Source organism: Streptomyces nogalater, from assembly GCF_039532885.1.
GTDB lineage: Bacteria > Actinomycetota > Actinomycetes > Streptomycetales > Streptomycetaceae > Streptomyces > Streptomyces nogalater.
In genome coordinates this window covers 110,274-135,972 of record NZ_BAAASM010000032.1, presented here as the reverse complement: position 1 = coordinate 135,972, position 25,699 = coordinate 110,274, and the positions used below count along the sequence as shown (strand labels likewise).

At 73.7% G+C, this 25,699-nt stretch carries 18 protein-coding genes; 5 read left to right on the top strand and 13 right to left on the bottom strand.

Annotated features, from left to right (window positions below; genetic code table 11):
* Positions 1–180 precede the first annotated feature (180 nt).
* A complete protein-coding gene (locus ABD350_RS22075) occupies positions 181–1,677 on the top strand; it encodes a PspC domain-containing protein (protein ID WP_344349958.1) in 1,497 nt (498 codons plus the stop codon).
* Positions 1,664–1,879 carry a hypothetical protein gene (locus tag ABD350_RS22070; protein ID WP_344349957.1) on the top strand — a complete coding sequence of 72 codons (216 nt, stop codon included), beginning with the start codon at positions 1,664–1,666 and terminating at the stop codon, positions 1,877–1,879. The genes ABD350_RS22075 and ABD350_RS22070 overlap by 14 nt, the downstream gene beginning before the upstream one ends.
* Here the strand turns inward: ABD350_RS22070 and ABD350_RS22065 are convergent.
* The 3 genes from ABD350_RS22065 to ABD350_RS22055 all read right to left on the bottom strand — a co-directional run bounded on the left by ABD350_RS22065 (position 1,870) and on the right by ABD350_RS22055 (position 4,810).
* Positions 1,870–2,394 carry a DoxX family protein gene (locus ABD350_RS22065; RefSeq protein ID WP_344349956.1) on the bottom strand — a complete coding sequence of 175 codons (525 nt, stop codon included), beginning with the start codon at positions 2,392–2,394 and terminating at the stop codon, positions 1,870–1,872. The genes ABD350_RS22070 and ABD350_RS22065 overlap by 10 nt on opposite strands.
* 123 nt (positions 2,395–2,517) lie before the next feature.
* Positions 2,518–3,798, bottom strand: coding sequence for an IPT/TIG domain-containing protein (locus tag ABD350_RS22060; protein ID WP_344349955.1), 1,281 nt, complete (start codon positions 3,796–3,798; stop codon positions 2,518–2,520).
* A 217-nt stretch (positions 3,799–4,015) separates the two neighbouring features.
* On the bottom strand, positions 4,016–4,810 hold the full coding sequence (locus ABD350_RS22055; RefSeq protein ID WP_344349954.1) for a class II aldolase/adducin family protein: 795 nt from the start codon (positions 4,808–4,810) through the stop codon (positions 4,016–4,018).
* Between the two features lie 141 nt (positions 4,811–4,951).
* Here ABD350_RS22055 and ABD350_RS22050 point away from each other — a divergent pair, with 141 nt between their 5' ends.
* The gene (locus tag ABD350_RS22050) at positions 4,952–5,419 is read left to right on the top strand and encodes a pyridoxamine 5'-phosphate oxidase family protein (RefSeq protein ID WP_344349952.1); all 468 of its coding nucleotides are present in this window, start codon (positions 4,952–4,954) and stop codon (positions 5,417–5,419) included.
* Positions 5,420–5,422: 3 nt separating this feature from the next.
* On the opposite strand, the gene guaA is transcribed toward ABD350_RS22050, so the two are convergent.
* Positions 5,423–7,003, bottom strand: a complete 1,581-nt coding sequence (guaA, locus tag ABD350_RS22045; RefSeq protein WP_344349951.1) for a glutamine-hydrolyzing GMP synthase — start codon at positions 7,001–7,003, stop codon at positions 5,423–5,425.
* A 283-nt stretch (positions 7,004–7,286) separates the two neighbouring features.
* On the opposite strand from guaA, the gene ABD350_RS22040 reads away from it, so the two are divergent.
* Entirely contained in the window at positions 7,287–7,544 is a 258-nt protein-coding gene (locus tag ABD350_RS22040) for a chorismate mutase (protein WP_344349950.1), read from the top strand.
* A 541-nt stretch (positions 7,545–8,085) separates the two neighbouring features.
* Here ABD350_RS22040 and ABD350_RS22035 read toward each other — a convergent pair.
* From ABD350_RS22035 to ABD350_RS21995, 9 genes are all read right to left on the bottom strand, one after another.
* The gene (locus ABD350_RS22035) at positions 8,086–9,864 is read right to left on the bottom strand and encodes a GMC family oxidoreductase N-terminal domain-containing protein (protein ID WP_344349949.1); all 1,779 of its coding nucleotides are present in this window, start codon (positions 9,862–9,864) and stop codon (positions 8,086–8,088) included.
* A 74-nt stretch (positions 9,865–9,938) separates the two neighbouring features.
* Positions 9,939–11,552: a succinic semialdehyde dehydrogenase gene (locus ABD350_RS22030; protein ID WP_344349948.1), complete on the bottom strand. Its 1,614-nt coding sequence runs from the start codon at positions 11,550–11,552 to the stop codon at positions 9,939–9,941.
* Positions 11,553–11,679: 127 nt separating this feature from the next.
* Positions 11,680–12,852, bottom strand: coding sequence for a serine/threonine-protein kinase (locus ABD350_RS22025; protein ID WP_344349947.1), 1,173 nt, complete (start codon positions 12,850–12,852; stop codon positions 11,680–11,682).
* A 48-nt stretch (positions 12,853–12,900) separates the two neighbouring features.
* Entirely contained in the window at positions 12,901–14,595 is a 1,695-nt protein-coding gene (locus ABD350_RS22020) for a protein kinase domain-containing protein (RefSeq protein WP_344349946.1), read from the bottom strand.
* A gap of 120 nt (positions 14,596–14,715) precedes the next feature.
* Complete coding sequence (locus tag ABD350_RS22015; RefSeq protein ID WP_382467104.1) at positions 14,716–16,356, bottom strand: serine/threonine-protein kinase; 1,641 nt, start codon at positions 16,354–16,356, stop codon at positions 14,716–14,718.
* Between the two features lie 210 nt (positions 16,357–16,566).
* Positions 16,567–19,026, bottom strand: a complete 2,460-nt coding sequence (locus ABD350_RS22010) for a protein kinase (RefSeq protein WP_344349943.1) — start codon at positions 19,024–19,026, stop codon at positions 16,567–16,569.
* A 163-nt stretch (positions 19,027–19,189) separates the two neighbouring features.
* The gene (locus tag ABD350_RS22005; protein WP_344349942.1) at positions 19,190–21,277 is read right to left on the bottom strand and encodes a serine/threonine-protein kinase; all 2,088 of its coding nucleotides are present in this window, start codon (positions 21,275–21,277) and stop codon (positions 19,190–19,192) included.
* Between the two features lie 231 nt (positions 21,278–21,508).
* Entirely contained in the window at positions 21,509–22,159 is a 651-nt protein-coding gene (locus ABD350_RS22000) for a response regulator transcription factor (protein WP_344349941.1), read from the bottom strand.
* 285 nt (positions 22,160–22,444) lie between these two features.
* Positions 22,445–24,151, bottom strand: coding sequence for a glycerol-3-phosphate dehydrogenase/oxidase (locus ABD350_RS21995; RefSeq protein WP_344349940.1), 1,707 nt, complete (start codon positions 24,149–24,151; stop codon positions 22,445–22,447).
* 279 nt (positions 24,152–24,430) lie between these two features.
* On the opposite strand from ABD350_RS21995, the gene ABD350_RS21990 reads away from it, so the two are divergent.
* Positions 24,431–25,639 (top strand): nucleotide sugar dehydrogenase, encoded by a 1,209-nt coding sequence (locus ABD350_RS21990; RefSeq protein WP_344349939.1) that lies wholly within the window; start codon positions 24,431–24,433, stop codon positions 25,637–25,639.
* The last annotated feature ends 60 nt before the right edge of the window (positions 25,640–25,699 follow it).

Below are 25,699 nucleotides of genomic sequence, written 5' to 3'. Positions count from 1 at the left end.
TCGGCCCCGGAGAGGCCCCTGATCTTCCGTCGGGGGCTGGTCGGGGTGGCGGCACGTGCGGTGTTTCCCGGCGGACCGTGCCGCTCGAACGCTTCCCCGTCCCGCCTCAGGGGCGATTTCAGGGTTGGCCCAGGGTCGTCCCGACTGCCGCCGGGGCGGCCGGGCGGTCACCATGGACGCATGACCGATCACGAGCACGCCGCGACGGGTCCGGGACCCGGCCCCGGCCCGCGCCCGGCCCCGGGTACCGGACCGACGGATGCCGCGCCCGCCGCGACGGGAGAGACCGGAGCGGCCGGCTCCGGCTCCCCCGCCCACGCCGGCTTCGGCCCCGGTTCCCGGGGCGGCCCCCCTTTCCCCGCGCAGGAGTCGGAGCGACGGGAGAGCCCCCGGCTTCCCGAGCGGTTCCGGCGCGACCGCGGGCACAAGATGATCGCGGGCGTGTGCGCGGGGCTCGGGCGGCAGACCGACATGGACCCGGTGATCTACCGGATCACGCTGGCCGTGCTGTCCGCGGCGGGCGGCCTGGGCCTCATCTTCTACGGCTTCGCCTGGCTGCTGGTGCCGTACGAGGACGAGGAGGAGAACGAGGTCCGCAAGCTCCTCACGGGCCGGGTCGACGGCCAGGCGCTGGCCGCGGTCCTGTTCGCGCTGGTCGGCTGCGGGACCCTTTTGACGATGCTGAGAAACGGCGGGGTGCTGGCGTTCGCCACGGTGCTCTCGCTGCTGCTCGCGGGCGCGGGGTACTGGTCGAGGCGCCGTGACGCCCCCGACCACGATCCCCTGGCGGCGCAGGCCGCCGCCGACGCGCCACCGGAGGCCCAGGCACCGCCGGTCGTCACCGCCTACCCCTCCTGGTGGCGGGACCCGATCGTCAAGGACGGCACCCATGTCGGCGGCACCGGCTATCTGTGGGGGCCCGGCGACGCCCGCGGCCGGGACCTCAGCTCGGTCGTGGACGTCGGTATCACCACTCCCTGGACGCACTCCGGGGCGGTACCCGCGCCCACGCCCGAGCCCCGAAGACCGCGCGGTCCGCGCTGGATCGGCGGCTGGGTGTTCCTGCTCGCCCTGCTGGCGGGCGGCCTGGGCACCTGGCTCGGCTGGCACACGCACCCGCTCGGCACCAGCCTCCAGACCGGCCTGGCCTGCGCGCTGGCGGTGTTCGGACTGGGCATAGCGCTCAGCGCGTTCCTGGGCCGGACCGGAGCCGGGACGGTGTTCTGGGCGCTGGTCACGGCGGCCCTGCTCGCCGGGGCGGCGGCGCTGCCCCGGGACATCACCACCGACTGGAAGGAGACGTCCTGGAAACCGGCCGCGGCGGCCCAGGTGCGGTCCGGGTACGACCTCGGCACGGGGCGGGGCACGCTGGACCTGACCCGGGTGCACCCGGCCCCCGGGCAGACGGTCGCCACCGACGCCCGGGTGGGTGCGGGTCATCTGAAGGTGATCGTGCCGGCGGATGTGACCGTGCGGATGGATCTCGATGTGGGGGTGGGCGACATCCGGTTGCCCGGGGACCGAGGAGACGACGTGGACGTGCGGCCCGGCAGGCATCGGAACGTGACGCTGGCACCGGCCAAGGGCGCGGCCGCAGTGTCCGGGACACCGGGCACGCTGGAGCTCACGCTCGGCGTCGGAATGGGACAGCTGGAGGTCAGCCGTGCTGCGTCATGAGTTCCAGCCCGGGAGGCTGGTCGCCGGGCTCGCCCTGACCGCCACCGCCGTGGCCTACGCGGGGGACGCGGGCGGCCTGTGGGACACCCCGTGGTTCCTGATGGTTCCGCTGGTGGTCGGCGGCCTGTGCCTGGCCGGCGCCACGGCGGTGCTGGCCCGGGCGATGCGCGGACGGGGCGGCGCCGAGGAGGGTCAGCGGTAGCCGCCGGGCCACCGCCGGGCCCGCCAGGCGGCGTCGACGGAGAGGTAGGGCGCGCCGGCGAGGATCAGGGGGAGCCAGGCCATCAGGTAGGCGAGGTCGTTGCCGTAGTAGTAGGGGGTGGTGGCCCAGCTCACCGTCAGCCAGAGGCTGAGCGAGATCAGCGCGCCGCCGAGCGCGGCGAGGCGGCCGACGAGACCGAGCAGGGTGGCGATCCCGACGGCCAGCTCTCCGAGCGCGATGGCGTAGCCGAAGCCGACCGGGCTCTTCAGGGCCAGGTCGATCAGCGCCGGGATCGCGGCGGAGTCGTGGGCGGCCCGCATGGTGTCGCCGATCGAGCCGGCGCCGGAGGAGTGCATGAAGGCGCTGTCGGTGAGCTTGTCCAGGCCGGCGTAGAGGAAGGTGACGCCCAGGAAGAGGCGCAGGGGCAGCAGGGCGTAGTGGGTGGCGGTGTCCCGGAGGCTGCGGGGCTCGTTCAGCCGGGGAATGCGCGTATCCGTCCGCATGCCTTGAGTCATCGCTACAAGCCGCCTTTCACCCGCTGTGCCCCCTGATGTGACGATACGTATGACGAAGGGAGCCCGTTCAATCCTGTCCTGGATGATTTTCCGGATTTCGGCCCTCCGCGGCGAGCCCGCCCTTCACTCCGTCACCTGGAGCGGGTACCGGTTCGTCGCCACGCCGGCCGCCGTCACCACCTGGACGTCCACCGGGCCGGGTTCCACGTCCGCGGGTACGGGCACGGTCAGGGTGGTGTCCGTGGGATTGCGGAAGCCGCCGGTGACGGGGATCAGGGGGACGTGGACGTCGACCGCGCCGATGCGGACGACCGTCCGGGAGAGGTGGTCGGCGCTTTGGGCGCCGGGCGGGACGAAGCCGCTGCCCCGGATCTCGATGTCGTCGCCGGTGCGGACCGGGCCGTCGAGGTCGCCGGGCTCCCGGGCGCGGACCACCGAGTGGATCACCGGCCGGCCGCCGTCGGCGTACTTGCCGGCCAGGTAGGTCGCCGCCGAGACGAGGACGACCACGCCCAGGCCCCAGGGCAGGTCGGGCAGCCGGTCGGGGCTGCGGGCCAGCCGTACCGCGGCGAACAGCAGGGCGACGGCGGTGCTGGCGAGGTACTGGATGTCGGTGAAGGCACCCCGGCCGGAGTCGTCGGTGAGCAGGTCGGCGGCGCGCGGCCGGTGGGCCGGCACCTTCTGCAGCCGCTGGGCGTGGACGCGCAGGGCCACCACCCGGCCGACCAGGACGGCGACGGCGCACACGACGGCGAGGACGGTCACCGTGCCCGCGCCGCGTGCCAGACCGAGGCCGTTGACCAGCGCGTCGCGTTCGGTGTGGTCGGAGGCGGCGGCCAGGCGGAAGGAAAGGAGCAGAACGGCATAGCCGGTGAACAGCACCCAGCAGGCGGCGACGGTACGGGAGGTGGAGATGCGGTTGTCCTCGCCGATCAGTGGGGCGAGCGCTCCGCCGCGCGCCCGGTGGAGGAGGCAGGCGGCGGTCAGCGCGCCGGCGACGGCGAGCGCGGCGAGCAGGGCCGCGGTGCGGGCACCGGTCCAGCCCGCACCGGTCGCGGTGAGCGCCTCGGCGAGCAGCAGCACGGTGACCGCGCCCCACACCGCGCACACCGTGCGCAGCCACAGCCCGGCGAGCCGGACCGCGCCCTCGGCGCGGACCTGTTCGGCGACGGCCTCGGCTCGCTGGGTGAGTTCCTCGGACACCCACTGGCGGGACGCCGAGGCCGAGTGCGCCACGGTCGCCGGCAGCCCCCGCCCGGCGGCGAGCTCGTCGCGCCGGCGCAGGAACGCGGCGACGGCGCGCCGGTGCCCCTCCCGGGCGCCGTGCGGGCAGTCCCCGCAGGTGCAGCCGCCCTCGCGGTCGTCCCCGGCGCCCGTGTCCGCTCCCGCCTCCCGTACCGCCACGTCCGTCGCCCGCCTTCCCCACGACCTGCCGGCCCCGCCAGTGCCGCCGGTCCCGCCGGCGTCACCCGAAGCTCGCGCGACGGCCGGACAACTCCCCTGTGACGACAGCGAATTGTGCCGCACCAGGGGCCCTCCGCGAGGGCCGGTCCGGGTCAGCGCGGGTGAACCCGGGACCGCCGTGTTGACCCGGCCCCGGGCGTCCCGCTCCGCGGTCGGCTCAGCTGAGCAGGTCCGGTTCGGCGCGGCTGATGTCCTGCCACAGCGGCTGGTAGTTGATCCAGGCCACCAGGTCGCCGCCCAGCTGTTCGCGGGTGGCGACGGCCGCCTTGTGATCGATGAGCACCGGCCGGCCCGCCGCCTTGGCCGTCAACTGCACCTGGCAGCACCGTTCCAGGGACAGAAACCACCAGGCGGCGGCGTCCACCGAGTCGCCGACGGTGAGCAGCCCGTGGTTGCGCAGCACCAGCGCCTTGCGGGAGCCCAGCGTGGCGGCGATCCGGCGGCCCTCCTCGGCGTCGACGGTGACGCCGGTGTAGGCGTCGTAGAGGGCGATGTCCTCGTAGAAGGCGCAGCTCTCCTGGGTGATGGGGTCGATCAGGTCGCCCAGGGCGGCGAGGGCGCGGCCGTGCACGGAGTGGCAGTGGGCGACGGCGACCACGTCGGGGCGGGCCGCGTGCACCTGGGCGTGCACGGTGAACGCGGCCTGGTTGACGTGGTAGCGGCCCTCGATCACCTGCCCGTCCTGGTTGGCGAGGACCAGGTCACCGACGGTGACGTGCTTGAACGGCATGCCGAACGGGTTGACCCAGAAGCAGTCGGTGTACTCCGGGTCGCGGGCCGTGATGTGTCCGGACACCCCGTCCTCGAACCCCGCCCGGCCGAAGATCCGCAGGGCGCCCGCGAGCCGCTCCTTGCGGTGTCTGCGTTCGTCCTCGGCCGACTCGTGCATCGGCGGCATGGCGAAGTGCAACCGGTCGGTGGGCAGCGGCAGGGGCGGGGTGGGCCCGTGCATGGATCCTCCAGGCGGGGGGACTGCGGTACGGGCCGGAAGGTACCCCCGGGCGGCGCAAAAGAGCAGAGCCGGCCGGTAAAGATGACGTGTGCGATGAATACCCGACAGAAGATGTCGGGATGGGGCGGCAGGCTGTCACGTATGAACTGGACAGCCTTCCGTACCGCCGCGCCCGAGCTGGCGGCGATCACCGAGGAGCGCTTCGGCGCGTACCGGCACCACGTCCTCGCGACCCTGCGCAGGGACGGCTCGCCCCGCACCTCCGGCCTGGAGGTGCGGTTCCTGGACGGGGAGCTGTGGCTCGGCATGATGCCGCGCTCGCTCAAGGCCCTGGACCTGCTGCGCGACCCGCGGTTCGGCCTCCAGGCCAACCCCGGTGACGGCACGGACATGGGCGGCGGCGACATCCGGATCAGCGGGCGGGCGTACGAGGTCGGAGAGGGCCCGGCCAAGGCCGCCTATGTGAAAGAGGTGGAACCGCCGCGGCCGTTCCACCTCTTCCGCACCGAGCCGACGGAGGTCGTCCGCACCTACGTCGAGGACGACAGGTATCTGGTCGTCCAGGTCTGGCGGCCCGGTGAGCCCCTGCGCACGCTCAGGCGCGCCTAGGGCCTACTCCCACTCGATCGTCCCCGGGGGCTTGCTCGTCACGTCGAGGACGACCCGGTTGACGTCCCGGACCTCGTTGGTGATCCGGGTCGAGATGCGGGCCAGGACGTCGTAGGGCAGCCGGGACCAGTCGGCGGTCATGGCGTCCTCGGAGGAGACGGGGCGCAGCACGACCGGGTGACCGTAGGTGCGGCCGTCGCCCTGGACGCCCACGCTGCGGACGTCGGCGAGCAGGACCACCGGGCACTGCCAGATGTCGCGGTCCAGGCCGGCCGCGGTCAGCTCCTCGCGGGCGATGGCGTCGGCCTCGCGCAGCAGGTCCAGCCGCTCCTTGGTGACCTCGCCGACGATCCGGATGCCGAGGCCGGGGCCGGGGAAGGGCTGGCGCTGGACGATCTCCTCCGGCAGGCCGAGCTCCTTGCCGACCATGCGGACCTCGTCCTTGAACAGCTTGCGCAGCGGCTCGATCAGCTTGAACTCAAGGTCCTCGGGCAGACCGCCGACGTTGTGGTGCGACTTGATGTTCGCGGTGCCGGTGCCGCCGCCGGACTCCACCACGTCCGGATAGAGGGTGCCCTGGACCAGGAACTCCACGGCCGGGCCCTCGTCGGCGATGATCTCGGCCTGCGCCTGCTCGAAGACGCGGATGAACTCCCGGCCGATGATCTTGCGCTTCTCCTCGGGGTCGGTCACCCCGGCGAGCGCCTTCAGGAACCGCTCCTCGGCGTCGACGACCTTCAGCTGGACGCCGGTGGCCGCGACGAAGTCCTTCTCGACCTGCTCGGTCTCGCCCTTACGCATCAGGCCGTGGTCGACGTAGACGCAGGTCAGCTGGGAGCCGATGGCCTTCTGCACGAGGGCGGCGGCGACGGCGGAGTCCACCCCGCCGGACAGGCCGCAGATCGCGCGCTTGTCGCCGACCAGCTCGCGGATGGCCTGGACCTGCTCCTCGATGACGTTGCCGGTGGTCCAGTCCGGCCGCAGCCCGGCACCGCGGTACAGGAAGTGCTCCAGCACCTGCTGGCCGTGCGTGGAGTGCATGACCTCGGGGTGGTACTGGACGCCGTAGAGCTTCTTGTCGTCGTTCTCGAACGCGGCGACCGGGACGACGTCCGTGGACGCGGTGACCGCGAAGCCCTCCGGGGCGGCGGAGCAGGCGTCGCCGTGGGACATCCACACGTGCTGCTCCTCCGGGGTGCCCTCGAAGAGGGTGGAGGAGGTCCGGGAGACGTGCAGGTCGGTACGGCCGTACTCGCGGGCGCCGGTGTTGTCGACGGTGCCGCCGAGGGCCTGCGCCATCAGCTGGAAGCCGTAGCACATGCCGAAGACGGGGACGCCGGACTCGAAGATCTCGCGGTCGAGGCGGGGCGCGCCCTCCTCGTACACCGACGAGGGGCCGCCGGAGAGGATGATCGCCGCGGGCTTCTTGGCGAGCATCTCGCGGACCGGCATGGTGCTCGGCACGATCTCGCTGTAGACCCGCGCCTCGCGGACGCGACGGGCGATGAGCTGGGCGTACTGCGCGCCGAAGTCGACGACCAGGACGGTGTCGGGGGTGGCGGCAGACTGGGTCGCTGATGACACGGGGTGCCTTCTGGTGGTCGGGCGGGGGTCTGTACTTCCGATTCTAACGGGGTGGCCGCCGGACCTCCGAGACGAGCCGCCGTGGCATACTGACCGCATGCGCAAGCACTCGACCTTCGTCTTTACCTATGGCATCCGGCCCGCCGGCTGCCATGGTCGTGCTGCTTGAGCCAACCGCCAAGCGACTTCCCAGGCGCCCCGGGCCGACAAGGCCCGGGGCGCCTGTCGTTTTCCGGGTTCCGTCGTCCCAGGGCTTTCCGTCACCCCGACCGAGGAGCCCCGCATGACCACCACCACCCCGGAAGCGGCCATCGCCGACGCCCGTGAGCGCATCGACGCGCTCGACGACCGGATCATCGGCCTGATCCAGGAGCGGATGGCCGTCTCCGCCGTCGTCCAGCAGACCCGGATCGCCTCCGGCGGGCGGCGGGTGCACCTGTCCCGCGAGCTGGAGATCCTCGCCCGCTACCGGGACGCCCTCGGCAAGCCCGGCACGGGCCTCGCCATGACCCTGCTGGAGCTGTGCCGGGGTCGCATCTGAGTTCGGCCCCGCTCTCACCCGTACGGTGCCGTGACCGGCCCGCGCACCCCTTCGTTGAGGGGGTGTCCGTGCCAGCCAGGGGCGGGCGACCGAAACCACGCGTGGCTCACCGGAGCGATGAGGCGTACGGGTCGTGCCGTACGCCATGGGACCTTCGCTCCGGGACATGACCGGACGGCAGGGGACAGCAGCCCGGTCATCCAAGAGAACGGCCGGCTCCGGGGACGCCCGGGGCCGGCCGGCGGAAAACAGCAGAACGCAGAAACAGCAGAACGCAGGAAAGCCGTGGACAGTACGCGGCGTGGCGCCGGCACCGGGCATGGGCGCCGACCGAGCAAGGGCCCCGCGGCCCCTCCGTCCCGCGGGGCCCTTCGCCCTGCCCAGGGCCTGTCCACCCCTCAGGATGTGATCGAGATCACATATCGAGGGCGGCGATTCCGAGCAACCCTTCCAGCCCGTGACTGATCCAACCTGCCGGATCAAGAAGCGATGGCCGGGACCTGCTTTCGGAGGGGGATGCAGGTCCCGTCCCTCGTGCCGGTCACTTCTTCGGCGGCACCGCCGGCACCCCCAGGAACGGCAGCCGCAGCGCGCCGAACGCGTCCGCCGGGACCACCGGGGCCTTCGGCTCCACCGGCGCCAGCCGCTCGTACGCCGCGCCCTGCGCCGGGCGCGGGTCCTCCTCGCCCTTGTTCGGCCAGAACGACATCGCCCGCTCCGCCTGCGCGGTGATCGTGAGCGAAGGGTTGACGCCCAGGTTCGCCGAGACCGCGGCACCGTCCACGACCGAGATGCCGGGGTGGCCGTAGAGCCGGTGGTAGGGGTCGATCACACCCGTCTCCGGGGAGTCGCCGATGGGGCAGCCGCCCAGGAAGTGCGCGGTGAGCGGGGTGCCCATCAGCTCGCCGATGTTGCTGCCGGCGAAGCCGTTGATCTCGGCGGCGAGCGCGGAGGCGGCCTCGGTCGCGGCCCTGATCTGCTTGGGGTTGGGCGCGCCGTGCCCCTGCCGGGCGGTGAGCAGGCCCCTGCCGAGCCCGGCGGGCTTGAGGTACGTGGTCAGCGAGTTGTCCAGGGACTGCATGACCAGGCCGATGATGGTCCGCTCCGACCAGCGCCGGTTGGACAGCGACCGGGCGACCTGGACCGGGTGCCGGGCCGCGTTCGCCAGCCAGGCCAGCACGCGCGAGGAACCCTCCGCGTACGGCACCTGGAGGATGGACAGGCTGCCCATCGCGTTGGAGCCCTTGCCGTAGCGGACCGGCTCGATGTGGGTGTTCTCGTCGGGGTGGATCGAGGAGGTGATGGCGACGCCCCGGGTGAAGTCGGCCCTCGGCGCGCCGGTCGCCCGGCGGTAGCGGCGGTCGTCGGTCTGCGCGCCCACCAGCGCCTCGGAGTTGGTGCGGGTCAGATCACCGAGCCGGGGCGACAGGTACGGCAGCTGACGGCCCGCCTTCATGCGGTGCAGCAGGGTCTGCGTGCCGTAGGTGCCGGCCGCGAGCACGATCCGGCGGGCGGTGAACACCCTGCCCTCGGCCTTCCGCCCGCGGTCCGTCGGCAGGGTCGCCACCGCGTAGCCGCCGCGCGAGTCGTCGGTGACGGACACGACGGTGGTCATGGGGTGGACGACCGCGCCCGCCTTCTCGGCGAGGTGGAGGTAGTTCTCGTTGAGGGTGTTCTTCGCGCCGTGCCGGCAGCCGGTCATGCACTCGCCGCACTCGGTGCAGGCCCGCCGGTCGGGCCCGGCCCCGCCGAAGTAGGGGTCGCTCACCCGCTCGCCGGGCCGGGCCGTCACCTTGCCGTCGGCGTCCTTGCCGTCCCCGAAGAACACGCCCACCGGGGCGGGATGGAAGGTGTCGCCGACGCCCATCCGCCCGGCCGCCGCCTTCAGATGGACGTCGGAGGGGGTCGTGGTGGGGTTGAGCCGTACCCCGAGCATGCGCCGGGCCTGGTCGTAGTACGGCTTCAGCTCCTCCTGCCAGTCGGTGATGTGCCGCCACTGGGGGTCGTCGAAGAATGCCTTCGGCGGTACGTAGAGGGTGTTGGCGTAGTTGAGCGAGCCGCCGCCGACGCCGGCGCCGGCCAGCACCATGACGTTGCCCAGCAGGTGGATGCGCTGGATGCCGTACATGCCGAGCCTGGGCGCCCAGAGATAGTTCTTCAGGTCCCAGGAGTTCTTCGGGAGGGTGGCGCGGGTGAAGCGGCGGCCCGCCTCCAGCACACCGACCTTGTAGCCCTTCTCCGTCAGGCGCAGGGCGGACACCGAGCCGCCGAAGCCGGAGCCGACGACGATGACATCGTAATCGTAGGCGTCCTCGGGCACGTGTTCTCCTCGTTGAGTGGTGCGTGCGGGCCGTCTGTGGTTGCTCGCGCGGTTCGCCGCGCCCCTGAGGCCGGTTACCTGAACCGGAAGGCCTTCATCAGGCGGAGGCTCGTGCTCATGAACCGGGCGTACGCCTCGTCGTCCATGCCCAGCGAGGGCGCCATCGGCAGCAGCCGCTGCTCGGCGACGGTCTGGGCCTCCGTGTACTTGAGGATGCCCTCGGAGCCGTGGCGGCGGCCGAGGCCGGAGTCCTTCATGCCGCCCATCGGCGACTGGGCGCTGCCGTAGGCGGGCGCGTAGCCCTCGTTGACGTTGACGGTGCCGGTGCGCAGCCGGGCCGCGATGTCCCGGCCGCGGCGGGCGTTCGTCGTCCACACGGAGGCGTTCAGGCCGTACGGCGTGGCGTTGGCGCGCTCCACGGCCTCGTCGTCGGTCCGGAAGCGGTAGACGGAGACGACCGGGCCGAACGTCTCCTCCTCGCAGACGGCCATGGCGGGTTCGACGCCGTCGAGGATGGTGGGCTCGAAGAAGTAGGGGCCGATGTCGGGACGGGCCACGCCGCCCGCGATCACCTTGGCGCCCTTGGCAACGGCCTCCTCGACGTGCCGTTCGACGGTCTTCAGCTGGCGTTCGCCGACCAGCGAGCCCATGTCGGCGCCGTAGGCGAGGGAGTTGCCGAGCCGCATGGCCCTGGTGCGGGCGGCGAACCGCTCCAGGAAGGCGTCGGCGACGGACTCGTGGACGTACAGCCGCTCGATGGAGATGCACAGCTGGCCGGCGGAGGAGAAGCAGGCCCGTACGGCACCGGCGGCGGCCTTCTCGATGTCGGCGTCGTCGAGCACCAGCATGGCGTTCTTGCCGCCGAGTTCGAGGGAGACGCCGACCAGGCGGGAGGCGGCGCCGACGGCGACCTCGCGGCCGGTGCGGGTGGAGCCGGTGAAGGAGATGTAGTCGGCGTGCCGGACCAGCTCCGGGCCGACGACCGGGCCCTCGCCGAGGACCACCTGGAAGACGCCGTCGGGCAGCCCGGCCTCGGTCAGCAGGTCCCGCGCCCACAGCGCGGTGAGGCAGGTCTCCGTGTCCGGTTTCATCACCACGGCGTTGCCCGCGACGAACGCGGGCAGGGCGTCGCCGACGGACAGCTCCAGCGGGTAGTTCCAGGGGGCGATCTGGCCCACGACCCCGCGCGGGTGGCGCAGTTCGGTGACCTTCGTCAGGACCGGGACGGCGCCCGTGTGCCGCTTGGGCCGCAGATAGGCGGCGGCACGGCGGCCGTAGTGCCGGGCGGCGACGGCGACGGCCTGCACCTCCTCGTGCGCGTGCAGGCGGGCCTTGCCGGTCTCCAGCTGGATCAGGTCCAGGACCTCGGCCTGCCGCTCCAGCAGCAGGTCGTGGAAGCGCAGCAGCACGGCGGCGCGCTGCCGTACCGGGGTCGCCGCCCACGCGGTCTGCGCGGCGCGGGCCGCCGCGAAGGCGTCCCGGACGTCCTCGGGGGTGGACTCGGGCAGGTCGGCCAGCTTCTCGCCGGTGAACGGGGCGTGGCTCGCGGTACGGCCGGAGCCTGTGACGCCCTTGGTGAGCCGGGCCACCAACTGCGGGGTGACCACGTCGGCGGCGGTACGGGCGCCGTCGGGGGCGGGCGCGAGCGGGTTGGTACCGGCGGTGTCCGGGGCCTGCGTGTCCGTCATGACGCGCAGGGTATGCCGCGGCGCGGCCTTTGTGTACCCGTCGGTAACGCGGATTCACCGTCCGCTCACAACCTGCCAGTGATCACTGGCATCGAATGCGCTGATCAGGGCGTTGGCGGGGCGACGATCAGTCGGCCCCGGGTTTTTTCGCCAACAGCAGGGCGAGAGGGCCCAAGGGACTGCGGCGACGAGGGGCGGGCGCCGGCGCGGCCATGCGATCGGGCTCCGTTCCGGGGCTCGGTGCCTGGGGGCCCGACACCGGTTCCGCTACGGCGGCCGGGGCCTGGGCTTGTGGGGGCGGTTGGGGTACGGGGGCCGGGGCTTGGACGTCTGGGGGCGGTACGGGGGCCGGGGCCTGGGCTACCGGGGGCGGTTCGGGGACGGCGGCCGGGGCTTGGACGTCCGGTGCCGGTGCCGGTCCCGGTTCCGTTACGGCGGCCGGGGCTTGGACGTCCGGTGCCGGTACGGGTACGGGGGCCGGGGCCTGGACGTCCGGCACCGGTGCCGGTGCCGGTACGGCGGCCGGGGCTTGGGTGTCCGGGGGCGGTTCCGGTGCGGACGTGAGGCCCGCGCAGTCGCGGAGTGCGGCCTCGGTCCGCGCCGCGTCCGGCCGGGCCGTCGGCTCCTCGGCGTGCAGCCGGTCCAGCAGCGGGCCCAGCGGCCCGGGGTCCGTGTCCCCGACGGCGGTGCGCAGCAGCGCGCCCAGGGACCACAGGTCGGAGGCCGGTCCGGCGCCGGGCCCGGCCGCCCGCTCGGGGGCCACGAAGCCGGCCGGCGCGGCCCCGGCGGGCCCGTCGCCGATGCCGAAGTCGGTCAGGACGACGCGTCCGGTGCCGGACTCCAGCAGGACGTTGGCCGGTTTGACGTCCCGGTGCACGATGCCGACGGCGTGGGCGGCGCGCAGCGCGCCGAGCACGGCGAGCCCGATCCGCGCGGCCTCGGCGGGCGGCACCGGCCCGCGCGCCAGCACCTCGCGCAGCGACTCGCCCGCCACCAACTCCATGACGATCCAGGGGATTCCGGCCTCGGTGACCACGTCGTACACCGTCACGGCCGAGGGGTGGCGCACCCGGGTGGCGGCGCGGGCCTCGTGGTGGAGCCGGTGGGCGAGGCGCCGGCTCTCCTCGTCGGTGACCGGATCACCGGGCAGCAGCGGCTCCTTGAGCGCGACCGGCGTCCGCCGCTGTTCGTCCAGGGCCCGCCAGACGATGCCGGCCGGGCCGGTGCCGAGGTGTCCGGTCAGCCGGTAACGGCCGCCGATCAGACGTGCGTCGGGCGGGTGTGCGCCGTCTTCGGTCATGTCCCATCAGTACCGCGCGCACCGCGCCGCTGTCGAAGCGGGCGGCTCTCACCCGCCGGCCGCGAAGGTGTCCACGGCCACGTCGAAGTACTCCCGCGCCTCGCGCACCTTGCCGACCGGCGCCGACACCCACACGTCGTACAGCCGGCCGTTCTCCTCCCAGCACAGGTCGAAGGTGTGGCGCGGGCCCTCCGCCGCGCTGAAGCCGGTCCAGGTGAACTCCCAGAACGCGGCCCGGTGTCCGGCGTGCGTGGTGGGGGTGACCCGGCCGTCGTGGTAGCCGGGGTTGTTCTCGGGGCCGGCGGCGGCGGAGCGCTCCAGCACGCCCCGGGGGCCGCCGGGCTGCGGGCCGGTGACCTTGACGCCGAGGCGGAAGGTCTGTCCCGGCGAGAGGTAGAAGACGCGTTCACCGCGCGAGCTGCGGGTGAAGCCCTCCGGGACGGCGAGGGAGAAGCCGGCCGGGTCGTGGGCCGTGCGGTAACCGGAGGGCGCGGTGCGCGAGCCGGTACCGGGTGAGGGAGTGGCCGGAGTCCGGGGCACCGTCGGGGAGGGCGTCGGACCGGTGGTGGCCGTGCCGGTGCCGGTCGCCGGGGTGGTGGCCGTGCCGCCCGGGGTGCCGCCGCCCGCGTCCCCGCTCTGGTGCAGCAGCAGCGTGGCGGCCGACACGCCCGCCCCGGCCAGCGCGGCGACGAGCAGCGCCGCCACCAGCACCCCGCGCGGGGCCGGCCGGGCCGGGGGCGGCTGTGCCGTCGGGTGGGCCGGGCCGGGCGGCGGCGGGCCGCCCTGGGGCAGGTCCGGCCGGGTCGGCGAGTAGGACACCGGGGCCTTGTGGATCCGGCCGCCGATCCGGTGCAGGCGCCCGACGCCGTGCGCTCCCGCCGTGCCGTAGCCGCCCGGCGCGGCCGGTGTCCGGCCGGTCTCCAGGTACGTCCGCAGCATCCGCTCGGCGTCCGCCGCGCCCAGTCGCCGGTCGGGGTCACGCTCCAGCAGCCCCAGGACGACGGGCAGCAGCGGCTCGGCCTGGGCCGGCGGGCGGATCTCGGCGGAGACGACGGCGTGCAGGATGCCGCCCAGCGAGTCGCGCCGGAACGGCGATTCGCCGCTGAGCACCGTGCACAGCAGCGCGCCCAGCGACCACAGGTCGGACTCCGGCCCGGTGCGCAGCCCGGCCATCCGCTCCGGCGCGGTGTACTCGGGCGAGCCCACGAAGGAACCGGTCTCGGTGAGCGTGGTGGCGCCCTCGACCTGGGCGATGCCGAAGTCCGTGAGGACGACCCGGTCGGTGCCGGACTCGATCAGGACGTTCGCGGGCTTGATGTCCCGGTGCAGCACCCCTGCCTCGTGCGCGGTGTGCACCGCGCTCAGCAGGGCGATGCCGATCCGCGCGGCCTCGACGGCGTCGACCGGGCCGTCCCGGGCGATCCGTTCGGCGAGCGAAGGGCCGTCGACCAGTTCCATCACGAGGTACGGCCGGCCGTCGTGCTCCACCATGTCGTGCACGACGATGATGTGCGGATGCCGCAGCTGGCAGACCGCACGGGCCTCGCGGAAGGTACGGTCGCGGCGGCGGCGCGCGTCGTCGTCCGGGAGCGAGTCGTCCGGAAGGAATTCCTTGACCGCGACCTGACGGCCCAGCACCTGGTCGCTCGCCCGCCACACGACGCCCATGCCGCCGCGCCCGACGCGTTCCTCCAGGCGGTAACGGCCCGCGATCAGCCGGAAGCCGGCTCCCTCGGTCCCCATGCGCCCCATCATGCCGCAGCGGGCGCCCGCGTCCTCGAAATCCGGTCGTGGTCCGGGGACACGCGATCACCGGTCGGACAACCGTTCCCGGCGCGGACGGCGCGGTCCGGGGCGGCCGGCTCAGCGCGGTTCCTGCCAGCCCTGGAGCACCGCCTTGAACTGCTTGCTGGTCCGGTCCCAGTCCGCGGCGGGCGAGGATATGTAGATCACGTACTCGGTGCCGTCGCGCGAGATGTACGTCTCCTCCACGGCGCGTCGCGGCCCCGGGGAGGCGATGTCCTTCGCCAGCGCGGTCCAGGTGTACTCCCACACGGAGCCGCCGAGGTCCCGGTAGACGTTCTTCTCCAGCCGGACCCGCCGGTAGTCGGCCAGCCGCCGGGCGAGCTGGCCGTCCAGGTCGAGCTGGTGGGAGTAGGCGTCCCTGAAGTCGGGCGAGGTGTCGATGGCGATGCGGACGAAGTGCTCGCCGCCGTCGGGGGTGTAGTCGACCTGCCGGAGGTCGCCGGGTACCCCGACGACCTTCCGCGACCAGCCCTTGGGCAGGTAGAGGCTGAAGCCCCACTCGTCGTCGTACCGGCGCCAGGACGCCGGGATCGTGCCGTCGGTGCCGGGCGTGGCGCCGCCGCCCGCGGAGGGGGAGGACGTGGCCGGGCCGCCGTTCGTCCCGCCGCCCTCCCCGGTGGCGCTGTTCCACTTCTGCACGCCCACCGCGGCGCCGGCGCCGAGTACGGCCGCGAGGGTGACGACGAGCGCGAGGGTGCGCAGCCGGCGGCGGGGCCGGACCGGGGCCGGGGCCGGGCCGCCCGATGGGCCCACCGGGCCCGCCGGGCCGGGCGGTACGGGTGCCACGGCCGTCGGGCCGGTGCCGGAACCGGTGGCGCCCGCCGGACCCCCGGGGAGGGTGCCGCCGGCCGGGTAACCGGCCGGTCCGTGGCCCGGACCGGCCGTCCCGGGGGTGTGCGCGCCCGCGCCCCGGCTCGGCGGGAACTCCCGCGTGGTGCGCGGGTCGCGCCCTTCCGCCGCTTCGGCGAGCATCCGCTCCGCCTCCTCGACGCTCGGCCGTCCGGCCGGGTCCTTGCACAGCAGGGCGGCGATGACCGGTCCGAGCGGACCGGCGTGACGCGGCTCGTCCGTGTTCTCCTCGACGATCGCCTGCATGGTGCTCAGCGGCGAGGTCCGCCGGAACGGCGAGCGTCCCTCGACCGCCGTGTACAGCGTGGCGCCGAGCGCCCACAGGTCGGAGGCCGGTCCGGGGTCGTGCCCGCGCACCCGCTCGGGGGCCAGGTAGTCGACGGAGCCGACGACCTCCCCGGTGCGGGTGATGGTGGAGTCGCCCTCTATCTGGGCGATGCCGAAGTCCGTGAGCAGTACCCGGCGGTCCGTGCCGAGCAGCACGTTGCCGGGCTTGACGTCCCGGTGCAGCACCCCGGCGGCGTGCGCGGCGCGCAGCGCCCGCAGCACCCACAGCCCTATCCGGGCGGCCTCCGCCGGCTCCACCCGGCCCCGTTCCTTGACCACGTCGGCCAGCGAGTCGCCCTCGACCAGCTCCATCACGATCCACGGCCGGCCGTCGTGTTCGAGGACGTCGTGCACGGTGACGACGGCGGAGTGGTTGATGCGCGCGGCGGCCCGCGCCTCGGCACGGGTACGGGCGAGCAGCACGGCCCGGTCGCCACCGGAGGCGTAGAGCGCGGCGGTCAGCTCCTTGACCGCGACCATCCGGTGCAGCACCTCGTCGTGGGCGCGCCACACCCGGCCCATGCCGCCGCTGCCGATGGAATCGGCGAGCCGGTAGCGGCCTGCTACGAGCAGACCCTGCTTCTGATTCACGTTGCCCCGCAATGCTCTTGACAGGGCCAGACTAAGGACCGGCCTCCCCCCAGGGAACCAGCGGGGTGCACCGGTAACCGCACTGTGACGATGGTCGTTTCCACGCGACAGAGGGAACCGCGGCCGCTGGGTACGCGCAGCTCAGCCCGTGTAGCGATACGTCGCCACGGCCTGCTCGTACAGCCGGGTCACCTCGTCCCGCTCGCCTTCCGGACCGCGCACCTGCACGATGTGGTAGCGGCCGTTCAGCAGCAGCGCCATGTTCCGCACGAACCGGTCCCGTCCCCGCCCGTCGGTCCAGGTGAACTGCCCCTCGGCCATGGTCCGTCCGCCCACCTCGGTGGTCCGCAGACCGCTCGCCGTGGACCAGCTGGAGTCGCGGTACGGCTGGAGTTCCCGCTCCTTGTCCCGCTGGTAGACCATCGGGTCGCCGCCGTAGGCGGACGCGCCGTCCCGGCCCGGTACGACGATCAGTTCGAACTCCCCCCGGGCGTAGACCACCTGGCCGCTGCCGTTCCTCGGGGTACGGTCCCAGCCCTCGGCGACGGCGACCCGGAAGCCGTCGGGGTCCTCGCGCAGGGTGAAACCGTCGGGTACGGCGGGGTTCCCGCCGGTCTGGGTCTCGGTCGCCGGCGCGGAGCCGCCCTCGTCCGGGGTGCTCTGCCCGGCGGAGGGCGGCCGGGTGTGCGTGGGCAGCGGGCCGGTCCGCCCCGTGCTGCCGGTACGGTCCCCGCCGGTCTCCTGCTTGGGCATGAAAAGCATCGCGTACGCGATCCCGCCCGCCAGCAGGAGCAGGACCAGCAGGAGCAGGGTCCGGCCGAGGCTGCGCGGCGAACGGGCGCCCTCCGGGGCCCGCTTGTGCCGGCCGTGCGGGCCCGCCACGGTCGCGCCCGCGCGGCGGCGGCGCCGCACCAGTTCGCCCCGGCGCCGCACGATCGGCAGCCGGCTCGGGTCGGCGGGCGGCACCGGGACGACCCGGGTACCGGCCTCCGGCTCCGGCGCGGACCGCACCAGGGAGCGCAGCCAGCCGCTCAGCTCTTCCACGTCCGGCCGCTCTGTGGGGTCCTGACGCAGCAGCGACTCCACGACCGGGCGCAGCGGCCCGCACTCCTCGGCGAAGGCGGGCGGCTCGGCGCACACCAGCTGCACCAGCTCGGCCGTGGACTCCTCCGGGTACGGCGCGTGTCCCTGTACGGCGCGGAACAGCAGCGCGCCCAGCGCCCACAGGTCGGTGGCGGGGCCGATGGGCGCGGCCAGCTGCCAGTTCTCGTGCACGGGCCCGGCCTGCTCCGGCGCCCACCGCTCGGTGACCGGCCCCACCACGGCCATCCGCACCTGCCGGGCCCGCTCGGCGGCCAGCGCACTGCCGGGCCCCCGGCGTACGGCACCGGGGGTTTCCCAGCCGGGGACGGGGGCGGCGACCGGGGCAGGGGCTGCGTCCAAGGACGGCACAGGGTCGTAACGCCGGACGGGCCCGAGACCGGCGACGAGACCGGACTCGGAAGAACCGTAAGACTCGACGGGGCGGCCGGGGCCAGGGGTGGGCTCCGAGGGGCCGTGAGGCTCCGGAGGTGCGGTGGCGTCGGACGGTGGGCGGGCGCCGGGCAGGGCGGGGCGCCGGCTGTGCTCCGCCTCGTACACCCGGGCGGCGGCCCGGGCGCCCGCGCGGTAGGCGGCGATGGCCCCGGCCCGCGCGGCCCGGACGTCGGAACCGGTCTCCAGAGCCGGCTGCCCCGCCGCGCCGGAGACCCCGTCCCCGCCGGGCGCCGACAGCGCCCCGGCGGCCCGTGCCCGGATGGCGGCCCGCCGCGCGGCCTCGGGATCGACGTCCGCCACACCACCCGCGGCACCGCCGGAACCGGAGGGTCCCGCGGGGCCCCCGGTGTCGCCCGCGTCCGCCCCCGGCCGGCCCGCCTGCCCGGCAGGGCCGGCACCGAGGGCCTCCCCCGCGCCTCCGCCTCCGTCTCCCGCCGGATCCTCGGCGGCCGGTACCGGGTCGTACCCGCAGAGCGCCTCCTCCGCCGCGCCGGCCGCGAGACCGGTCAGCACCACACGGCCGTCGTCGCAGACCAGAACCGTGCGGACGGTGATGTTGCGATGCACCCAGCCATGGGCGTGCAGCACCCGGAGGGCCATGAGCACGTCGGAGGCGACCTCGGCCGCCCGGTACGGCGTCAGCGGCCGCTCGGTGAGCAGGGCGGCCAGCGGACGCGCGGCGACCAGCTCGCTGACGATCCACAGGGACCCGCCCTCGGCGAACACGTCGAAGACCTGGTCCAGGCGCGGATGGTCGGGGACGCTGGCCGCGGCCTGCGCGGCCTCGACGGCGCGCCGCACCGCCGGGTCGGCGGGCTGCCGGGTGGCAGCCCTGGCCTCCGGCGGCCGGCGGAACGGGCGCTCACGGGCGGTGAACCCTTCGGGCAGCCCCTCGGCGTCGAGCACCTCGGCCTCGACGACCTCCGGCAACGGCACCTGCCGGACGAGGACTTCCTGGCCGCTGTAGGTGTCGAAGGCGCGGCTCTCGGTGAACTCGTAGGCGTCGGACGGCGGCAGCGGCAGGCGGTAGCGGTCGGCGAGCACCCGACCCGCGTAGTCGTCCACTGTGCCTCCCTCGGCCGCCCGGCTGGTCGTGTCCGTTCGTCCCTCGACGCGTTTCGCGCCCGCCTGCGGCCGCGTACGGTCCGCGACCCTTCACGATACGTGCCACAGGCAACCCGCACGGTGCGGATGACGGATTATCAGGCGGCAAACCGGCGGGAGGCGGTTACGACTTGGGCTCGAAGGACTCCGTCAGCGTCTTCCAGGTGTCCTTGCGCAGGTCGCCGTGCCAGTCGGCGTCCCGCGCGGTGTACATCAGCGCGTAGCCGAGGTGGTCGTTCACCACGAAACCCCGGTCGATGGTGCGGAACCTGGTGCCGTCGTCGACATAGGTGAACTCCCAGTCGGCCGTGTTCCAGCCGCGGTAACCCACCTTCTCTATGCGCACCTTGTGGTACTGGGAGCGCACCATGTACCGCTCCTGGTTCCGCCAGTCCGCCACCGGGTCGTCCTTGGGCGTACCGGTCCAGGCGACGAGCAGCTTCTGCCCGCGGGGACCGGTGTAGCGGTCCCCGGACCGGCCGGTGGTCTGGTACTTCCACCCCTTGGGCAGTCCGATCGAGTAGCCCTGGCCGCCCTTGCGGGTGCTCTCGGCCGGCGCGCTCCCGCCGTCGTCGCCCTCGGACGCGGCGGAGTCGCCGGAGTCGCCCGAGTCGCCGGGGCCCGGGCTCGCGCCGTTCTCCGCGGCGGAACCGGTGGCGGAACCGGTGGCGGTGGACGCCGAAGTCGCGCCGTCCGTCCGCGGCCCGCCGCCCGGGTCCTTTGCGGCGTCCTCGTCCTGCTTGGCGGACGAGCCGGCACCGGCCGCGGGCTTGGCCCCGCTGTCCTTGCCGTTGCCGTCGCTGTTGCTCAGCGCGAAGGCCAGCACGGTTCCGAGCACCGCGAGCACGACTACGGCGACGATGACCACCAGCGTGCGCTTGGGCACCACATCGGTCAGCGGAGCCCTCGGCACCGGCCGTGGCGGCAGGTCCAGGTCCGGCGGCGGTACGACGGGCCAGCCGGACGCCGGCTTGTTCGCGCTGGAGTTCGGCCCGGCGGCACCCCCGGGCGCCCCTATGGCACCCGTCCGCGCCCCGCCGGGGGAACCGGACCGCGCCCCGCCGAGGGAACCACCGGCACCGGGCCGCGCCCCGCCGGTGACGGCTCCCCCGGTCCCCGGGGCCGCACCGGCGCCCGGCAGCGCGCCGGGGGCGGGCGGCGGGGGCGGCGCGGTTTCGCTCTTGGTCCGCGCGGCGGCGGCGCCGGTGGCCGCCCCCGCCGCCTTGCGCACCGAGCGCAGCGCGCCGCGCAGCTTCTCGCCCGCCTCCTCGCCCCGCTTGCCCTCCGGCCCGCCGGGCTGGACCGGCAGCGGAACCACCCGGGTGGCGTCCATCGCCTCCGGCTCGGGCGCGTGGATCACCGCGTTGAGCATGGCCCGGGCCCCGGCGTCGTCGAGCCGCTTGGCCGGGTCCTTGGTCAGCAGGCCGTAGATGACGTCCCGCAGCGGTCCGGCGTGCTTGGGCTCCTCCAGCGGCTCGGTCATCACCGCGGTGAGCGTGGCGATCGCCGAGCCCTTGTCGTAGGGCGGCGTGCCCTCGACCGCCGCGTAGAGCAGACCGCCGAGCGACCACAGGTCGGCCGCCGGTCCCGGCTTGTGGCCGCGGGCCCGCTCCGGGGAGATGTAGGAGGGCGCGCCGACGAGCATGCCGGTGGAGGTGATGGACGGGTCGCCCTCGACCTGCGCGATGCCGAAGTCGGTGAGCACGACCCGGCCGTCCTCGGCGATCAGCACGTTGGACGGCTTCACGTCCCGGTGCAGGATGCCTTCGCGGTGCGCGGAGCGCAGCACGTCCAGGATGGCGAGACCCACCTCGGCGGCGCGCTTCGGCTTCAGCAGCCCGTCCTCGCGGATGACCTCGGCCAGGGACTTGCCCTCGACCAACTCCATGACGATCCAGGGCCGGTCGTCCTCGTCGACCACGTCGAAGACCGTCACCGCGCTGTTGTTGCGGATCCGGGCGATCGCCTTGGCCTCGCGCAGGGTGCGCGTGATCAGGCGCCGCTTCTCCTCCTCGTCGATGTTCGACGGGAACCGCAGCTCCTTGACGGCGACCGTCCGGCCGAGGGTCTCGTCCTCGGCGCGCCAGACCGTGCCCATACCGCCCCGGCCCAGCACATCACCCAGCCGGTACCGCCCGGCGAGGAGACGCCGCTCGCTCTTGTCCTGACGAGTCTCCTGACGAGATGTACCCGCCCGCTCCGCCTCCGACATGCGTCCCCTCATACAACCCGCCCTGACAGAGCCTCCATTGTCTCTCACCCGACAAGTGCCCGACGCCCAGGGTGCCCCTGGCCGGGCCCCGCCCTCCCCCCTTCGAAAGCACCCTTGAAGCGGGCGTTCCGCTTACCGGGATGATGGGCCGTAAGAGGGGAGGAACCGGTCTGCCGACGCTTCGGACAGTCCTGTCCATACCGGTGTCCCCGACGCACACGTCCCCCTGCCTCACAGGATGCCCATGCGGATGGCGTAGGCGACGGCGTGCGTACGGTTGCGGAGCCCCAGCCGCTTGACCACGGACTGGATGACGCTCTTGATCAGCCGCTCCGAATAACTGAGCTTGGTGGCGATCTCCACGGTGTCCATCCCTTCCGCCAGGAGCCTGAGCACGTCGATCTCGCGCTGCGTCAGCTCGACCGGCAGCAATCCGCTGGGAGAAGCGTTCTTCTGCATCGTGCGCATCCGGTCCAGCAGCATGTTCATCAGCACAGGGGGGACGGTCGACCTGCCCTGCCGCGTCTCCACGACCGCGGCGACGATCTGGGAGAAGCTGGTGTACGGCCGCACCAAGAAGCCGGCCAGGCCGTGGCGGACGGCCAATGCCATCTGCTGTTCCGAGATCCGGTCCGCGACCAGGACGATGCGTATGCGTCCACCGGTGAGCTGGTTGGCTCGGCTCATCGCGGAGAGCGTCTGCCCCGTCACCGCGGCAGTGAGCACGAGCAGGATGTCCGCTTCCGCCAGTTCCTCGGGGTTCAGCAACCTCACACGCTCGTCCGCCGCGAGACAGGCCGTGGTGCCGTCACGAGTCAGGGGGTCGTCGGCCTGGACGACGACCGCCGGTACCGAGGGTGCTTGACTTGTCTGGTCAGGCATTGAACTCCTTGATTCGGAGCACGACACCTCACCCAGGGATGCGACGGGCACACCCCGGCACTACGAGCCACGCCGGTCAAGCGGGCAAAAGCCCGGCCGGCACTCACTCCGACGGGCCCCCCGGATGGGCACTCATGCACTCGGAATCGAGCATCCCAGGCCTGGGCACCCAGCCGTCGCCGATCCGCCGCCACCATGCACGCAGGGACAACAGCCGTGCACCGGGGTACAGATGGACCTTCTCCGCCCGGACGGACACACCCTGCGCACTCTCGGCCCGACTCCCTACAGCGGCACGATGTCCGGCGCCCCCAGCCGGGCCGCGTCCGCCGTCTGGTCGTCGGGCTGGAGCTGGGACTCGCGCTCGGCCTCCACCCGCTTCTCGTAGTGCTCGACCTCGCGCGCTATCCGCTCCGCGTCCCAGCCGAGGACCGGCGCCATCAGTTCCGCCGCCTCCCGGGCGCTGCGGGTGCCCCGGTCGAAGGTCTCGATGGAGATGCGGGTACGGCGGGTGAGCACGTCGTCCAGGTGCCGGGCGCCCTCGTGCGAGGCGGCGTACACCACCTCGGCGCGCAGATAGTCGTCGGCGGCGACCAGCGGTTCGCCGAGCGCGGGGTCGGCGGCGATGAGTTCCAGGACCTCCTCGGCCAGCGAGCCGTAGCGGTTCAGCAGGTGCTCCACGCGGACCACGTGCAGTCCGGTGCGGGCGGCGATCCGCGCCCGCGCGTTCCACAGCGCCTGGTAGCCCTCCGCGCCGAGCAGCGGGGTCTCCTCGGTGACACAGTCGGCGACGCGCATGTCCAGGCCGTGCACCGCCTCGTCGACGGCGTCCTTGGCCATCACCCGGTAGGTCGTGTACTTGCCGCCCGCCACGACCACCAGCCCCGGCGCCGGATGGGCGACCGTGTGCTCGCGGGACAGCTTGCTGGTGGCGTCGGACTCGCCGGCCAGCAGCGGGCGCAACCCGGCGTACACCCCCTGGACGTCGTCGCGGGCGAGCGGCACGGCCAGCACCGAGTTGACGTGTTCCAGCAGGTAGTCGATGTCGGCGCTGGACGCGGCGGGGTGGGCCTTGTCCAGGTCCCAGTCGGTGTCGGTGGTGCCGATGATCCAGTGCCGGCCCCAGGGGATGACGAACAGGACGGACTTCTCGGTGCGCAGGATCAGGCCCGTGGTGGAGTGGATGCGGTCCTTGGGCACGACCAGGTGGATGCCCTTGGAGGCGCGGACGTGGAACTGGCCGCGCTCGCCCACCATGGCCTGGGTGTCGTCGGTCCACACGCCGGTGGCGTTGACGACCTGCTGGGCGCGGATCTCGTACTCCCCGCCACCCTCGACGTCCCGCACCCGGGCGCCCACGACCCGCTCGCCCTCGCGCAGGAACCCGGTCACGCGCGCGCGGTTGGCCACTTTCGCGCCGTACGACGCCGCCGTGCGCACGAGGGTGGCCACGAAGCGGGCGTCGTCCATCTGGGCGTCGTAGTACTGCAGGGCGCCGACGAGCGCGTCCTTCTTCAGACAGGGGGCCACGCGCAGGGCGTGACGGCGGGTCAGGTGGCGGTGCGTGGGCAGGCCCCGGCCGTGGCCGCGGGCCATCGACATCGCGTCGTACAGCGCGACGCCCGAGCCCGCGTACAGCCGCTCCCAGCCCTTGTGCTGGAGCGGGTAGAGGAACGGCACCGGCTTGACCAGGTGCGGGGCGAGGCGTTCGAGCAGCAGGCCGCGCTCCTTGAGGGCCTCGCGGACCAGGGCGAAGTCGAGCATCTCCAAGTAGCGCAGGCCGCCGTGGATGAGTTTGCTGGACCGGCTGGAGGTGCCGGACGCCCAGTCCCGGGCCTCGACCAGGCCCGTCGACAGGCCGCGGGTAACCGCGTCCAGCGCGGTGCCGGCGCCGACCACGCCGCCGCCGACCACCAGCACGTCCAGCTCGCGTTCCGCCATCGCCGCCAGTGCCTCGGCGCGCTGCGCCGGCCCCAGTGTCGCTGTCCTCACCGCTGCCTCCCGCTGTCGCTGACTCGCTCGCGTCGGCCGCACCCGGTGGGCGTAGCCCCGTCATGCCCTCCTCATGCCCAAATGATGACCGCGATGCGCCGCTTCAGCCACCACGGACTTCTCACCTGTGGATAACTCGCGCACAACCATCGGAAGACACACAAACACAATCACACATAACGGTCATATGTGTACCTAATCTGTCAGTGCGCCCGCTCATGCTGTCCACAGCGGTTGCGCACCTGTCCCGCTTCGGCTACTGGGAAGGACGGCCCACGCATGCCCGCAGACCTCGCCGTCATCGGACTCGGCCCCTACGGACTGCCGCTCGCCCAGGCCGCCGTCGCCGCCGGCGTCCGCACGGCCGGCTACTCCACCGGCCCCGAGGCGGGCCCGCTCAGCCCCGCCGAGCTGCGCCGGATGCACTCGGCCGGCTTCCGGCTCGCCACCGACCCGGCCCAGCTCGGCCGGGTGCGCACCGCGGTGATCTGCGCACCCACCCCGCGCGGCGCCGACGGCGGCCTCGACCTCGGCCAGGTCGAGGCCGCCGCCCGCACCCTGGCCGGGCACCTGCGCCCGCACACCACGGTCATCCTGGAGTCACCCGTGCTGCCCGGGACCACGGAGGAGTTCCTGCGCCCGCTGCTGGAGGACGGCTCGGGCCTGCGGGCCGGCCGCGACTTCCACCTCGCCTACTCCCCCAGCCGCGTGGACCCCGGCAGCCGAGCCCACACACCCGCCTGCACCCCGAGGGTCATCGGCGGCCTCACCCCCGCCTGCACCGAGTCCGCCGCCGCGTTCTACGGCCGGCTCACCGACAAGGTGGTCCGCGCGCGCGGGCTGCGCGAGGCGGAGACCGTGCAGTTGCTGGAGACCAACTACCGGCACGTGAACATCGCGCTGGTCAACGAGATGGCCGTGCTCTGCCACGAGCTGGGCGTGGACCTGTGGGACGTCATCCGGTGCGCGGAGACCAAGCCCTTCGGCTTCCAGGCGTTCCGGCCGGGCCCCGGCGTCGGCGGGCACGGCGCCGCACAGGACCTGACCGGGCACGCGACCCGCACCCTGCGCATGGTCGAACTGGCCCAGCAGGTCAACAGCCGGATGCCCCGGTACGTCGTGCAGCGCGCCGCCACGCTCCTGAACGAGCACGGCAAGTCCGCGCGCGGGGCCCGGGTGCTGCTGCTCGGCGTCACCTACAAGCCCGACCTCGCCGACCTCCAGGGCACGCCCGCGCGGGAGATCGCCGTCCGGTTGATGGAGTTCGGCGCGTCCGTGAGCTACCACGACCCGTACGTGCCCGCCTGGAACGTCCTGGACCGCCCGGTCCCGCGCGCCGACTCCCTCTACGAGGCCGCCGCCGACGCCGACCTCACGATCCTGCTCCAGCACCACCGCACGTACGACTTGCAGGGCCTGTCGGTGAAGGCCCAGCTGCTGCTCGACACCCGGGGCGCCACACCCACGGGGGCGGCGCACCGGTTGTGAAAGGGGGCGCGCGGGGGTGTGGGGGCCGGGGACTGGTGGCATCGGAAATTCCCCGCCGGT

What these genes read in the sequence shown, in the direction of transcription:
- ABD350_RS21990 (WP_344349939.1), top strand. Translation starts at nt 24,431, where the DNA reads ATGCCCGCAGACCTCGCCGTCATCGGACTCGGCCCCTACGGACTGCCG.
- ABD350_RS22020 (WP_344349946.1), bottom strand. Translation starts at nt 14,595, where the DNA reads ATGGGGACCGAGGGAGCCGGCTTCCGGCTGATCGCGGGCCGTTACCGC.
- ABD350_RS22015 (WP_382467104.1), bottom strand. Translation starts at nt 16,356, where the DNA reads ATGGGCCGGGTGTGGCGCGCCCACGACGAGGTGCTGCACCGGATGGTC.
- ABD350_RS22050 (WP_344349952.1), top strand. Translation starts at nt 4,952, where the DNA reads ATGAACTGGACAGCCTTCCGTACCGCCGCGCCCGAGCTGGCGGCGATC.
- ABD350_RS22005 (WP_344349942.1), bottom strand. Translation starts at nt 21,277, where the DNA reads ATGTCGGAGGCGGAGCGGGCGGGTACATCTCGTCAGGAGACTCGTCAG.
- ABD350_RS22030 (WP_344349948.1), bottom strand. Translation starts at nt 11,552, where the DNA reads ATGACGGACACGCAGGCCCCGGACACCGCCGGTACCAACCCGCTCGCG.
- ABD350_RS22065 (WP_344349956.1), bottom strand. Translation starts at nt 2,394, where the DNA reads ATGACTCAAGGCATGCGGACGGATACGCGCATTCCCCGGCTGAACGAG.
- ABD350_RS22040 (WP_344349950.1), top strand. Translation starts at nt 7,287, where the DNA reads ATGACCACCACCACCCCGGAAGCGGCCATCGCCGACGCCCGTGAGCGC.
- ABD350_RS22025 (WP_344349947.1), bottom strand. Translation starts at nt 12,852, where the DNA reads ATGACCGAAGACGGCGCACACCCGCCCGACGCACGTCTGATCGGCGGC.
- ABD350_RS22000 (WP_344349941.1), bottom strand. Translation starts at nt 22,159, where the DNA reads ATGCCTGACCAGACAAGTCAAGCACCCTCGGTACCGGCGGTCGTCGTC.
- ABD350_RS22055 (WP_344349954.1), bottom strand. Translation starts at nt 4,810, where the DNA reads ATGCACGGGCCCACCCCGCCCCTGCCGCTGCCCACCGACCGGTTGCAC.
- ABD350_RS22075 (WP_344349958.1), top strand. Translation starts at nt 181, where the DNA reads ATGACCGATCACGAGCACGCCGCGACGGGTCCGGGACCCGGCCCCGGC.